General features: G+C 41.0%; 12 protein-coding genes. 9 read left to right on the top strand and 3 right to left on the bottom strand.

The window, feature by feature from the left end:
• Window positions 1-14 precede the first annotated feature (14 nt).
• Together F984_RS15850 and F984_RS15845 are read left to right on the top strand one after the other, a co-directional pair.
• Window positions 15-527 (top strand): gluconokinase, encoded by a 513-nt coding sequence (locus F984_RS15850; protein WP_004710666.1) that lies wholly within the window; start codon window positions 15-17, stop codon window positions 525-527.
• Between the two features lie 172 nt (window positions 528-699).
• Window positions 700-2,328 (top strand): NADP-dependent glyceraldehyde-3-phosphate dehydrogenase, encoded by a 1,629-nt coding sequence (locus tag F984_RS15845; RefSeq protein ID WP_002053334.1) that lies wholly within the window; start codon window positions 700-702, stop codon window positions 2,326-2,328.
• 105 nt (window positions 2,329-2,433) lie between these two features.
• Here the strand turns inward: F984_RS15845 and F984_RS15840 are convergent, their stop codons facing one another.
• Window positions 2,434-3,699 (bottom strand): glutamate-5-semialdehyde dehydrogenase, encoded by a 1,266-nt coding sequence (locus F984_RS15840; protein WP_002053346.1) that lies wholly within the window; start codon window positions 3,697-3,699, stop codon window positions 2,434-2,436.
• 299 nt (window positions 3,700-3,998) lie between these two features.
• Between F984_RS15840 and F984_RS15835 the strand changes: the two genes are divergently transcribed.
• Complete coding sequence (locus F984_RS15835) at window positions 3,999-5,312, top strand: alpha/beta fold hydrolase (RefSeq protein WP_004710665.1); 1,314 nt, start codon at window positions 3,999-4,001, stop codon at window positions 5,310-5,312.
• A 60-nt stretch (window positions 5,313-5,372) separates the two neighbouring features.
• On the opposite strand, the gene F984_RS15830 is transcribed toward F984_RS15835, so the two are convergent.
• Complete coding sequence (locus tag F984_RS15830; RefSeq protein ID WP_004710664.1) at window positions 5,373-6,215, bottom strand: class I SAM-dependent methyltransferase; 843 nt, start codon at window positions 6,213-6,215, stop codon at window positions 5,373-5,375.
• Between the two features lie 296 nt (window positions 6,216-6,511).
• On the bottom strand, window positions 6,512-7,531 hold the full coding sequence (nagZ, locus tag F984_RS15825; protein WP_004710663.1) for a beta-N-acetylhexosaminidase: 1,020 nt from the start codon (window positions 7,529-7,531) through the stop codon (window positions 6,512-6,514).
• Window positions 7,532-7,723: 192 nt separating this feature from the next.
• On the opposite strand from nagZ, the gene F984_RS15820 reads away from it, so the two are divergent.
• From F984_RS15820 to rlmN, 6 genes are all read left to right on the top strand, one after another.
• Entirely contained in the window at window positions 7,724-9,907 is a 2,184-nt protein-coding gene (locus tag F984_RS15820) for a carboxy terminal-processing peptidase (RefSeq protein ID WP_004710662.1), read from the top strand.
• A 137-nt stretch (window positions 9,908-10,044) separates the two neighbouring features.
• Window positions 10,045-11,343, top strand: a complete 1,299-nt coding sequence (locus F984_RS15815; RefSeq protein ID WP_023188485.1) for a glycosyltransferase family 4 protein — start codon at window positions 10,045-10,047, stop codon at window positions 11,341-11,343.
• Window positions 11,344-11,367: 24 nt separating this feature from the next.
• Window positions 11,368-11,919 carry a phosphatase PAP2 family protein gene (locus tag F984_RS15810; RefSeq protein ID WP_004710660.1) on the top strand — a complete coding sequence of 184 codons (552 nt, stop codon included), beginning with the start codon at window positions 11,368-11,370 and terminating at the stop codon, window positions 11,917-11,919.
• A gap of 99 nt (window positions 11,920-12,018) precedes the next feature.
• A complete protein-coding gene (iscX, locus tag F984_RS15805; RefSeq protein WP_000524329.1) occupies window positions 12,019-12,219 on the top strand; it encodes a Fe-S cluster assembly protein IscX in 201 nt (66 codons plus the stop codon).
• A 113-nt stretch (window positions 12,220-12,332) separates the two neighbouring features.
• A complete protein-coding gene (gene ndk / locus F984_RS15800; protein ID WP_000963851.1) occupies window positions 12,333-12,764 on the top strand; it encodes a nucleoside-diphosphate kinase in 432 nt (143 codons plus the stop codon).
• A gap of 122 nt (window positions 12,765-12,886) precedes the next feature.
• Window positions 12,887-14,119, top strand: coding sequence for a dual-specificity RNA methyltransferase RlmN (gene rlmN / locus F984_RS15795; RefSeq protein ID WP_002053401.1), 1,233 nt, complete (start codon window positions 12,887-12,889; stop codon window positions 14,117-14,119).
• The last annotated feature ends 4 nt before the right edge of the window (window positions 14,120-14,123 follow it).

Below are 14,123 nucleotides of genomic sequence, written 5' to 3'. Positions count from 1 at the left end.
GAGGTAGGTAATCCATGATTGTGATAGCTATGGGTGTCTGTGGAACAGGGAAAACCCTCATTGGTGAGTTGTTATCAGAGCGTTTGGCTTGTGAGTTTCTTGATGGCGATACGCTTCATTCCGCTGCAAATAAAAGCAAGATGAGCCAAGGTATTCCTTTAACTGATGAAGATCGCTTGCCATGGTTGCAAGCCATTCGTCAGGCAATTGAAACAAAACAAAGAGATGGTGAAACAGCTGTGTTTACATGCTCATCTTTAAAGCGGATGTATCGCGATATTTTAAGAGGGCAGGACCAGAATGTTAAGTTTGTATATCTAAAAGGTTCTTTTGAACTATTACAGCAAAGACTTGCAGAAAGATCTGGTCATTTTTTTGACCCATCGTTGTTACAAACTCAACTAGATACATTAGAAGAACCTGATGTGAATGAGGCAATAGCAATTGATATTGCTCTCACACCAGAACAGATCATTGAACAAGTCATCCAGAAGCTAGGGGTGACTGATAGTGTGTGTCGGGGGTAAATTCATCTAGAAAATATCGAAACTATCACAGCCTTAAGATATTCACCTTGCATCTACGGTTCAAGCAAGGTGAGTACTGATAATAATAGTAGTATTGACCCGAATAAGACCTGATTACAGTGAAAGCTCGGTAGATATAAAAAGATATACAAAGAATAAGGTATTAAGAAGAATGAATCAGTTAAATAATTTACAGCATAAATTTCCAGTAGTGGACAGTATTCCTGAAAGTGTACGTCTACCATCTCAAATTCATCAACGTGTCTCACTGGTGGACGGTGAGTTGAAGCTATGGGCTGGTCCAACCAAGAAAACATTATCTCCAATCTGGATTCAGCAGTCTGACGGTAGCCTACAGCAAGTTGAACTTGGTAGTTATCCAGTCATGGGCGAAAAAGAAAGTGATGAAGCTCTGGAAGCGGCAGTACGGGCTTACAACAATGGTCGCGGCGAATGGCCAATGATGAAAGTTGGTGAGCGCATCGCTTGTATGCAGAATTTCATTCAGCGCATGGTAGAGCAACGAGATCTGATTATTAAGCTGATCATGTGGGAAATTGGCAAGAGCTTGGCTGACTCAGAGAAAGAGTTTGATCGTACTATTACCTATATGCGTCAAACCATTGATGCTTTAAAAGATCTGGATAATGCTAACTCTCGCTTTGTAATTGCTGAAGGTACTATTGGTCAAATTCGTCGTACTCCATTAGGTGTTGTGTTGTGTATGGGACCATACAACTACCCACTGAATGAAACCTTCGCAACCCTCATCCCAGCTATGCTAATGGGTAATACCATTATTTTTAAACCACCTCAATTTGGAACTTTACTATTTGAACCATTGCTAGAGGCATTCCGAGATTCATTTCCAAAAGGCGTAATCAATACTATCTATGCACCCGGTTCTCTGGTAGTGCCTCACTTATTAGCGTCAGGGCAAATTAATGTATTGGCACTGATTGGTTCTAGTAAAGTGGCTGATCATTTGAAAAAGCAACATCCAAAATCCCATCGTCTGCGTGCGATTCTGGGGTTGGATGCGAAGAATGCAGCCATTATTCTGCCAGATGCTGACTTAGACCTGACAGTGAAAGAATGTCTACTGGGTGCATTGTCATTCAATGGTCAGCGTTGTACTGCTTTGAAAATGCTGATGGTACACCGCTCAATAGCCGATGAATTTGTTAATCGTTTAACGACTGAGCTGGCTAAACTGAAAGTAGGTATGCCGTGGGAAAAAGGTGTCTCTATTACGCCGTTACCGGGTATGCACCGTACCGCCTACATGACTGAAGTGATTGAAGATGCTGTGGCAAAAGGGGCTAAAGTGGTTAATCCGGAAGGTGGTGAATTCTGCAAAACCATGTTCTATCCAGCTGTCGTTTATCCAGTGACTGAGGGGATGAGACTATATCGCGAAGAACAGTTTGGGCCAGTGGTACCAGTTGCTGTTTATGATGATATTGAAACTGTATTGGATTATGTCACTACTTCTGATCATGGTCAGCAGGTGAGTATCTTTGGTAGTGACCCAGCGCAAATTGGTCATTTGGTCGATACACTGGTACATCAAGTTTGTCGTGTAAACATCAACTGTCAATGTCAGCGTGGCCCTGATGTATTCCCATTTGGTGGTCGTAAAGATTCTGCAGAAGGTACACTGTCTGTGCATGATGCGCTTCGTGCATTCTCGATCCGCTCTATGATTGCGGCTAAACAGACTGATGACAGTAAAGGTATGCTGGCTTCTATGGTGTCTGAGCACTATTCGAAGTTTGTGAATACCGACTTTATTTTCTAATTGATATACGATTAAAAAAACCAGCCTTCGGGCTGGCTTTTTTATGGGAAATAACAAAATAAAAACGCCTGATATGGATTAGGCGTTTTTATTTAAATAAGGGATTTATTGACGAATTTGACCGTCACCTAACACAATCCATTTTTGAGAAGTTAAACCTTCTAAGCCAACAGGGCCGCGTGCATGGATTTTATCAGTTGAGATACCAATCTCAGCACCTAAACCATATTCAAAGCCATCAGCAAAACGAGTTGAGGCATTAACTACGACTGAACTCGAATCTACACGAGCCAAGAACTGACGAGCTAAAGTATAGTTTTCAGTCACAATTGCATCGGTATGATGCGAACCATATTTATTGATATGGTCAATTGCTTCATCAATCCCGCTAACCACTTTAATTGCAAGAATTGGTCCTAAATATTCGGTATACCAGTCTTCTTCTGTTGCAGGTTTGACAGTCGTACCCAAAATACGACGTGTTTCTGGACAGCCACGTAACTCAACTTGTTTTTCAGCATAAAGTTCAGCAATGCGTGGTAAGAAAACATCTGCAATTTTTTCATCAACAAGCAGTGTTTCCATCGCATTACAAACACCGTAACGATGAGTTTTGGCATTTAAAGTAATCGGTAATGCTTTTTGCAAGTCTGCTTGTGCTTCTACAAACACGTGGCAGTTACCATCAAGATGCTTAATCACAGGAATACGGGCTTCGTTGGTCACACGCTCAATTAAGCTTTTACCACCGCGTGGAACAATGACATCTACATACTCAGCCATGGTAATGAGGTGACCAACTGCCGCACGGTCAGAAGTTTCAATCACTTGTACTGAGTGCTCAGGTAAACCAGCAACTTTTAAACCATGTTTAACTGCTTCTGCGATTGCTTTGTTTGACTCAAGTGCTTCTGAACCACCACGTAAAATAATGGCATTGCCCGATTTAATCGCTAACGAGGCAGCTTCAAGTGTTACGTTTGGGCGTGATTCATAAATCATACCTACTACACCCAAAGGCACACGCATTTTCCCAATTTGAATGCCTGTGGGGCGATATGCAAGATCCGTAATTTCCCCAATTGGATCGACGAGAGCGATCACATCTTTTAAACCTTGCAACATCCCCTTAAAACGTGCGGGCGTAAGTTCAAGACGATCAAGTAAGGCACTGTCAAGTTGGTTACTACGGCCTTTTTCCATGTCGAGTTGATTCGCCGCCAAAATCGCTGCCTGATTATTTTCTAAAGCAGTGTAAATAGCAGAGAGTGCATGATTTTTAAGCGAAGTCGAAGCACTTGTTAAAACACGTGAAGCCTCACGTGCTTGTTGCCCGACTTTTTGCATGTATTGTTCAATTGAATCTTGCATAGCAGTTTTTAATCATTTACCAATGACTACGATAGTAGCAGTCAAATGCGGAACAATGAATGGCTTTTTTTGAAAAATGTGACCGCTATAAAAAAACATTTAAATATTTTGCAAACTATTCGCGGCTTAAACAAGATGAGCGGTCATTTCAGCGATTGCGTATATTTCAGACAATTGTTTAGAATGGACTTGTGCAATACAAACTAATACAAATTTTAAAGATTTGTGCATAAAAGATTACATGTTCAAGAAGGAACTCTTGCAGCATAAAAAAATTACAGCAAGGAGGAAGCAAGGATATGAATTCCATTATTCAAATGGATTCGGAGATAAACCAAGCTTATGCCGGTTTTGGGTTTTTCGATATCTACCATAGAGATAGTTTTAAACAGCCAGCTCGTACCACATGGATTGACGGTTGGAAAATTGAATACATGGCGATTGCAGACCCAAAAACCATTCACAAAACACCGATTGTGATTGTTGGTGGTGCTTTTCAAAATTTTAACTCTTATAAATATTGTGTTGAGCAACTGTTTGAAAGTGGCCCGGTCATTTTAATCGACTTGCCATCTATGGGCGCAAATCAACAAATTACCAATCGAGATACCGGAATTTCTGCTGGAACATTAGAACTACCTGATTTGTCCGAAATGTTAGGTCGCTGGTTAGATATTGTGGGAATTCAAAAAGTTTCTGTAATGGGAATGTCGTTGGGTTCAGTTGTTGCTTCTTGTTTTGCTTATCACCGTCCAGATTTAATGGACCGTATGATTTTAATGGGTGTCATGCAAAAGACCCGTAAAAGTTGGCGGATGATTTTGGAAGAATCACTCAAACTCATGCAAGAAAACCGTATGGAAGAGTTTGGACAAGCGGTGATTCTATATTTGGTGAATCATGCCAAATTAGATAAAACACGTATGTCACCGACAGCTAAAAAATTATTTTTTAGGCAAATGGCTGAGTTTACGGGGACCGAGCGTGAACGTTATGACATTAACTGTAATCGACTTTTACGCTTAACAGATGTACCGATTCCACAGTGTAAAACACTGGTCGCAGCAGGGCAGTACGATAGTTTTACTTTGCCTCATGAAAATGCCAATTTTGCTTTGCAATGTCCGGATATGGAATTTGCTCTGATTGCTAACGCAGATCATGTGCCACAGCTTCAGCGCCGTAAAGAAACTATGAGTTTGTTCACTTCATTTTTGAAGGGTGAATCTATCCAAAATCTGGATGGCATTATTCCAATGACGCGTGAGCAAATGCAAAACATGGAACGCCGAGGTGAAGAGCGTATACCAGTTCTCCAGCCTAAAACGAAACTGAGCCACCGTGAATGTCAAACAGAGGTGCCAGTGACGATTGTTGATGTGACTTTCTTTGGGATGTATTTGAAGTTAGAGGATGTGAAACAGCTCGACTTTGTAAATGAACACCCACGTGATTTGGCTTTACATTTAGAAGATGAAGAGGGCGCTTTTTCGATTGAGTGTTTAATCTTTGAAGCTACTGAACAAGGAGTCCGTGCCTTATTTAAACATGGTAGTTTTGAGCTTGCTGACCGTTTAAGCCGCTTCATTGCTCGCCAGAAACAAGCAGCTTAACGTTTAACTCTTTTATGATTTGGAAGCCTCAAGACCAAGACTCAAGAGGCTTCCATTTTTTTACTTTAATTGAGCATGGACAGTCCAGACTAAGTCGCCTAAATGCTCTTCATCGCTCTCTTTAGTAACTTGTCCGAAGAATATTTGCGGTTGTTCAACGTTAACTTGATTAAAGCCTGCATCTTTAAAAAAGTCTTTCACTTCTAGTGGAGTCTTAAAATGAAAACTAAATGAGCTTCGAGACATAAGTTTAAGTAATTTACTACTGTTCCAGATAATACTTGCGAGTTTGTTCTTAACGGGTTCAGGATACAGGTCAGTTAAATAATGAAGCTTTTTAAAGGAAGCACCATAGTGGGCAATGGATTGGATCAGTTGCTTTAATAAGTCTTTATCAAAATAGTTAATTAAACCTTCACTGATGATAACCAATGGGCGGCTAGGGTCAAACACTTCAAACGCTTGTGCGAAAGCCTCGGTAAATAAATCGACCGATAAAATTTCAGGTGCATTTTTTTCAATTTGTTTTAGTGCATTTTGTTTTGTCTGAGCCATATCGGGCAAATCAAGCTCCCGATAGGTAATAGAAGGATAATGCTGCCTAAACCACCAACCACGTGGTGATAAACCACAAGCAATTTCAAGCACCTGTAAATCAGGATGTTCTTGAATTAACTTCTCTAAATCATGATCAAGCATGGTATGGCGCTGTTTAAGCGTCGTGCGCATACTGCCACCGACATATTTCTCTGCCCAAGATTCTAATGGGTGAACTAAATATGCCAACGATTTTCCTTTGTTGGTGGCAAGTGCTTCGTGTGAGATCCCCATTTGGTACCAGATATAGCCTGTATAGTGGGCTGTAAAAGAAATGTGGCGGTGTTTTGAAAGGTGTTGTGTCATTCGTCCTGAACTCGATTTATTGTTTTTGTGTGATCTTAGTTGCCTAGGCATTTATAAGACCTTGCATTGAAGTTATGTCATTTAAGCTGACATACATCACGGCAGAGTTTTACTGTGTAAATGTTTCATTTCGGCAGTAACCTTCGGTTCGACCTACTTTTGTTTCGACAAAAGTAGGCAAAATCATTGTCATCTGCAAAACCTGTTAGATGTATCCATCTGTCTTATATATTGCAAATACAATATCTATTTAAGAACTACGCAGGTTGCAGATGACGCTTCCACGTATTCCTACTTTAGAGTGAGTTTTTAAACTCTTCAATGGCTGTTTTGACAGCTTGCCATTCATTTCCAAGCGATAAAGTTTCACCAACTTGGATTTGTGGAATTCGACCACGCATACGTTCTAAACGTTCTTGATTTGGTAGTTCTAAGTTTGCAATACCATCGAGTGCTGTACATGCTGCACTACGGTCATTACACACTAGCCCCATATCACAACCAGCTGCCAGAGCTGCTTGAATACGCGCATCTGCACCTCCAGCGACACAAGCAGCTTGCATGCTTAAGTCATCAGAGAAAAGTACACCATTAAACTTCAAACGATTACGAAGGACTTCTTGAATCCAGAAAGGTGAGAAACCTGCCGGATTTGGGTCAACCTTGTCGTAAATTACATGTGCAGGCATGAGCGCATCGAGCTCAGGCATAAGCTTAATGAAGCTTTGCATATCATGGTTGTAAATTTCGTCATAGCTACGGCTGTCAATTGCGGCTGCGACATGTGAATCGGCTTTGACCGAACCGTGACCCGGGAAGTGCTTACCAGTATTTGCCATGCCGGCTTTTTTCATGCCGCGCATAAATGCACCAGCAAGCGGAGCAATATCCTCAATATTTTTAGAGAAGCCACGGTCACCAATCACATCACTAATCGCATTGAGGTCTAGAACCGGTGCAAAACTAAAATCGATCCCCACAGCTAAGACTTCAGTTGCCATTAACCAGCCACACTGTTCGGCCAGTTCTAGAGCCTTTTGTGGTTGAGTAATATAGAGTTCGCCAAAGCGGCCCATGGCTGGCAATAGCGTAAAGCCAGATTTTAAACGTTGAACACGGCCACCTTCTTGGTCAACGGCAATTAAAATATCTGGGCGAATATGGCGCATATGGTCGGTTAAAGCACGGACTTGTTGTGGTGATTCAATATTTCGTGCAAATAAAATCATGCCACCGACTTGCGGAGCTTGTAATAGTTCAATATCTTCTTTAGTAAGTTCTGTGCCAGCAATGTCCAGCATCAACGCGCCAATCATATTGGTTCCATTTGAATTTTGATTGAAAAACAATAAGCGAATTTTGCAATGATTTGCTACATTTTGTCAGTACAGAATATGATAAAACTACACGGTATAAACAATTTAGTTGGTTAAGATGTTGAATCTGCTTAGTTCATATCGAAAACAGAGCGTGTAAGATACGAACACCCAAGGAAGTATTAAGAATTTATGAAACTTCAAACTATAGCTTGTGCAGTAGCAATCGCGACTGGCGGTTTATTCTTCTCTCATACGATGAACGAAGCAAGAGCAGCAACCAATACAGCTGCTGTTTCTCAATCGATCCAGCCAACGCAAGAGCAGGCCTTGGTGGCTCGTCAACTGGCAACTTTAGTTGATCGCCAACATTATTTAAATATGCGTTTGGATGCGAATACATCTAACCGTATTCTCGATATGTATTTAGATAGCCTTGATCCAGACCATTCATTATTTTTAGACGCTGAAGTTCAAAATTATAAAAAGCTCTATGGTTCAAATTTTGGTGCTTCATTAAAAGCGGGGAATTTAACTGGACCGTTTGCTATTCACCAGCAATATCGTGAACGCTTAAAACAATTTTATGAGTTCATGCTTGCTGAGTTAAAGAAACCACAAAATTTAAAACAGCCAAATACCTTTATTGAAGTAGATCGCGAAAAAGCACCGTATTTTAAAACATCGGCTGAGCAGCAAAATCACTGGCGTAAAATGTTAGTTTCGCAGTTAATTAATTTAACGATTAGCCGTGAAGAAGAGCAGGCGAAACAAAAGGCATTAAAAGAAAATCCATCACTTGCTGATGGTCAAGACTTAACAGGCCCAGAAGATTTAACACCGGCTCAGACTTTGACCAAGCGTTATACACGTCAGCTTGAAAGAATTAGCCGTGTGAAAAGCGACGATGTTTTAGATAAAACATTAAATGCAATGTTGGCGACTTATGATCCACATAGTAACTATTATCCGCCAATTGATGCGATAGAACTGAACCGCCAAACGACCTTGCAACTTGAAGGTATTGGGGTATCGATTCGTCCAGAGCGTGGCAATGAAGATTACACCAAGATTGAAACCATTGTAGAAGGTGGTCCGGCAAGTAAGTCTGGTCAAGTGAAATCAGGAGACCGAATCGTTGGTGTCGCTCAAGAGGGCGGTAAAATGATTGATGTGGTCGGCTGGTCGAGTTCAGAAATTGTTGGGTTGATCCGTGGTAAACGTGGCACAAAAGTAACGCTGAAACTTCTTGGTGCTGGTGCGTCAATGAGTCAGGCACGCAATGTGACCTTGGTGCGTGATGTCATTCAAGAAGAAGATGCGGGCGTCCGTTCACGTACAGTTGAAGTAACACGTGATGGTAAAAAACATCTATTAGGTGTCATTGAAATTCCATCGTTCTATTTTGACTATCGTTCACGTCGTGCTGGTCAGCAATATCGTTCAGTTTCTGAAGACACTGCAAATGCGTTTGAGGCATTAAAAGCTAAGAAAGTCGAAGGTATTATTATTGACTTGCGTAATGACCCAGGTGGTTCATTAGAAGAAGTTGCACGTATGCTTGGGCAGGTAATTAAGTCAGGTCCGGTTGTGCAAATTCGTGACGGCAATGGCAATGTAAGTGTATTTGAAGACAACGATGGTGGTCAGCAAATCTATACAGGTCCACTCGCTGTATTGGTAAACTTGGCATCGGCATCTGCAAGTGAAATTTACTCTGCTGCAATTCAAGATTATGAGCGTGGCATTATCATTGGTAGTACAACCACAGGTAAAGGTACAGCTCAGGTCCAACTCGATACTTTGGCATATGGTCAAGCAACCTTAACTCAGCGTAAATTCTACCGTGTTACCGGTGGTAGTACGCAAAACAAAGGTGTAGTGCCAGATATTAAGCTTGTTGATATCTATAACGAAGAGTTTGGTGAGCGTAAATCGAAAAATGCGTTAAAGTGGGATACGATTCCAACTGCACCATTTAAACGTGAAGGTTCAGTGCAGCCATATGTGGCGAAGTTGTCTCAACTTTCAGAGCAACGTGTAGCAGTCGATCCGCAGTTTAAATATTTAAATAAACGTACGGCAATCGCAAAGGTGACTAGCGATCAGAAACAAGTTGTTCTTGATATTGATAAGCGCCGTGCAGAGCTTCTGAGTTTAGAAAAGCAAACTTTAGATGCTGAAAATGAACGCCGTGTAGCGACAGGTCAAAAACCTTTTGCTAACTGGGAAAGCTATCAGGCTTCCTTAGATGCATTGGCTGAATCTCGTGCCAAAATGAAAGCCAACCAACGTCCTGCATTACCAGAAGAAGAAACATTTGTGAATGAAGCAGCAAATGTACTTATGGATTATGCAAAATTGCAGAACCGTTAAGTTCTTTGTCTGTTTATAAAAAAGCACGCTGTTCTCAGCGTGCTTTTTTAATTTTTCATGTCAGTAAACTGTCATGCATTTATCATCAAAGTGTCAAGAAAGCTGCTTAATCTTTAAGCATGAAAATAAATACATTGATGGATGGCGCTATGCAAGGCTCATACGCGACAGCACTATTAAAACAACAGCAACTCCCTGAAAGCTTCCACTTCTATTTTAAACAAAAACAGCAGTTGTCTAATACTCAGGAATTGCACCAACTCCACGGGTTGGTTCGTCCTCGTTTAAAAATTGCGATTGTGACAGAGACATGGCCACCAGAAATTAATGGTGTAGCGCTTTCCTTATTACAGTTATGTCAAGGTTTGCAAAAACAAGGTCATAAAATTCTACTGGTTCGCCCAGAACAAAAAGCCAAGTGTCATGATTTTCTACCAGAGCAAGAATGTCTCGTCATGTCACAGGCTATTCCTAAATATCCAACTCTGCAATTTGGTTGGCCTCAATATTTAAAAGTTTCAAAAGCTTTTGAAAAATTTGCGCCAGATGTTGTGCACATCGTGACGGAAGGGCCTTTGGGCTTAACTGCCATGCAAGCTGCAAAAGCAAAAGATATTCCGGTCTCTAGTGGCTTTCATTCACCATTTCAAGATTTTAGCCGATTCTTTGATTTGGCTTTTTTAGTTAAGCCAATTCAAAAATATCTTTGCTGGTTTCATAACAATACTCAAGTGACTTGTGTGCCAAGTAAAGATACCGAAGAAGCTTTACGTGGTTTTGGTATTACCTGTCCACTGGTTGTGGTGGGACGAGGGGTCGATACCACACGCTTTTCACCAAAACATCGTTCGGAAAGCTTACGCCAGCAATGGGGTGCCGATGCCGATACTCGTGTCATGCTGTATGTAGGGCGTTTATCACCAGAAAAAGAAGTTCAATTGATAGTTGAAAGCTATGCAGCTATGCAAAATATGCAGCAACATAAAACTAAACTTGTGGTGGTAGGAGATGGCCCAGATCTTGCTCGATTAAAAGCATTACCTGAAGCGACAAATGTCATTTTTACGGGTAGTTTGCGTGGACAAGATTTAGCAATAGCATATGCAAGTGCTGATGTCTTTGTATTTGCGAGTCAGGTTGAAACGTTTGGTAACGTAGTTTTAGAGGCAATGGCAAGCGGTTTGCCTGTTATCGCGTATGATTATGCATGTGCACATCAATATTTAGTCCATAACGTAAGTGGCTGGTTAAGCCCACTTGGACAGAAAAACCATTTTATACAACAAATTTATCAACTCCCTTCAGTACAACAACTTAGAGAAATGGGCATACAAGCCTGTCGTAAAGTACAGCAAAGCGGTTGGCAACTTCCGGTACAGCAATTAGAACAGGCATTTTATCAGGTAGTGAAGGAATCCTCGGTGGACTTCACCTAAGTATCCTAAAATAGGAGAACAACCATGAAATTAAAGAATGCAAAAATAAAAATACTCGATCTAGATTTACGAGGCTGTTTATACCTCAATCATTTTTCCCATTCACAGCGTGTAGCTTTATTTTTCAAAATTATTAGCCGTGCGGGTGATGGGCCATTTTGGTACCTCATGCTGGCAATTGTATGGGGAATGCATGGCATTACCTATAGTTTGCAAATTATCTATTTGCTACTTGGCGGTTCAGTCGGAACGGCAATTTATAAATTCTTAAAACATAAAACCACGCGTCCACGCCCTTACCAAGTACATCAGGTGATTGTGCTTGGGGAGAGACCACTTGATCACTTTAGTTTTCCATCAGGCCATACGCTACATGCAGTGATGGTGACAATTGTGTTGGGTTATATCCAGCCTGTGTTGCTGGCTGCCATGTTGCCATTCATGGTGCTTGTGGCATTGTCTCGTATGGTGCTTGGACTTCACTACCCAAGTGATGTGATTGTAGGCGCACTTATTGGTGCGGCAGTAGCAAGTCTGATTATTTTTGTCGCGCCATTATTGGGCATTGCTTTATAACGAACAGTAATTTTTATCAGCTTAAGCTATCGATTACGTTTGTGGATTTGCTAAAGTACACAGTTCGTGATTTAGCAGATTAAACAGATAGGAGCCGCTATGGGCTTACGTTGGACAGATACGATTGATATTGCCATTGAATTGTCAGAAGCACATCCAGAAGTTGATCCGCAATGGATTCGTTTTACCGATTTACATGCATGGGTATGTGCGTTACCAGACTTTAGTGATGACCCAAATAAATCAACTGAAGGATTGCTAGAAGCCATCCAAATGGCTTGGTTAGATGAAGTTCGCTAAAAACAGTAGAAAAAATCGCAACTTTTACACATTCAAAGCTGATTATTGCCTATGACATCGGTATAATGCGGCAAATTTTTTAAAGTTTAAATCTTAAAATAAAGGAGCCACTCATGGCAATTGAACGTACTTTGTCTATCGTAAAGCCAGATGCTGTGTCTAAAAACCACATCGGTGAAATTTTTGCTCGTTTCGAAAAAGCGGGTTTAAAAATTGTTGCGACTAAAATGAAACACCTTTCTCAAGCTGATGCTGAAGGTTTCTATGCAGAGCACAAAGAACGCGGTTTCTTTGGTGACTTAGTTGCATTCATGACTTCTGGTCCAGTTGTAGTATCTGTTCTTGAAGGTGAAAACGCAGTTCTTGCTCACCGTGAAATTTTAGGTGCTACAAACCCTAAAGAAGCGGCTCCTGGTACTATCCGTGCTGATTTCGCTGTAAGCATCGACGAAAATGCTGCTCACGGTTCTGACTCAGTTGCTTCTGCAGAGCGTGAAATTGCTTACTTCTTTGCTGACAACGAGATCTGCCCACGCACTCGTTAATCGAAAGCATTCAAACCAGATAAGTGGTATACTACTTATCTGGTTTTTTTATTCTCTCAAGAGCATATTGTTTGATTCTTGAACAATATATTCTTTTTTTGACATGGTTTAGGTAAATACACATGAGTTCTGCAGTGGTCGTTTCATCTGAAAATCTTGATGGACAGCAGCAATCTTCGTCCACGCCAGCATCGCCTGCTGCCGAAAAAGTGAATTTACTCGGCATGTCACGCGCTCAATTAGAAAAATTCTTTGAAGATATTGGTGAGAAAAAGTTTCGTGCCGGGCAGGTTATGAAATGGATTCATCAATATTTTGTCACTGATTTTGCTGAAATGACCAATATTTCAGGCAAATTGCGCGCAAAGCTTGAACAAATTTGTGAAATTAAAGCCCCTGAAGTGGTTCACCGTCATTATTCAAAAGACGGAACGCGTAAATGGGTGTTTCGCGTAGGTGAAGGTTCTGGCTCTTTAGTAGAAACTGTATTAATTCCTGCCGAAGATAAAACTGGTTCACGCAAAACCTTATGTATTTCTTCACAAGTGGGCTGCGCATTAGACTGCTCATTTTGTTCAACAGGTAAGCAAGGTTTTCAGCGCGATTTAACGCCAGATGAAATTATTGGGCAACTTTGGATGGCAAACTATTCCTATATGGAAGAAGTGCCTGTTGCCGAGCGCGAGCGTTCAGTAACTAATGTGGTGATGATGGGTATGGGTGAGCCATTACTCAACTATGATGCTGTATTAAGCTCAATGCACATTATGCTTGATGACTTTGCTTATGGCATGTCAAAACGTCGCGTGACTTTGTCAACGTCTGGTGTTGTACCGAAAATTGACCAACTTGCACAAGATATTGATGTTGCATTAGCAATTTCTTTACATGCACCAAACGATGAACTACGTAATGAACTTGTACCTATTAATAAAAAATATCCATTGGCTCAGTTGATTGCAGCGTGTCAGCGTTATATTGCCAAAGATGGTAATGAAAGTGCGCGTAAACATGTGACTATCGAATATGTGATGTTAGAAGGTGTAAATGATCAGCCTGAACATGCACAGCAGTTACTTAAGTTGCTTAAAAACTTACCAAGTAAAATTAATTTAATTCCATTTAATCCATTCCCTCATGCGCCATATGGTCGCTCAAGTCGAAATCGTATTATCTCGTTCCAAAAAACTTTGTCTGATGCCGGATTTGTGTGTACGATTCGTCAAACACGTGGTGATGATATTGACGCTGCATGTGGACAGTTAGTGGGTCAAGTTGCTGACCGTACGCGCCGTGCTGAGCAGTGGCAAAAGAAAGTAGCACAGCGACAAGAGATTTTACGTACACAAGGATAAAGTT

Source organism: Acinetobacter nosocomialis NIPH 2119 (genome assembly GCF_000368085.1).
Taxonomy (GTDB): Bacteria; Pseudomonadota; Gammaproteobacteria; order Pseudomonadales; family Moraxellaceae; genus Acinetobacter; species Acinetobacter nosocomialis.
This window is presented reverse-complemented; position numbering and strand designations above follow the sequence as displayed.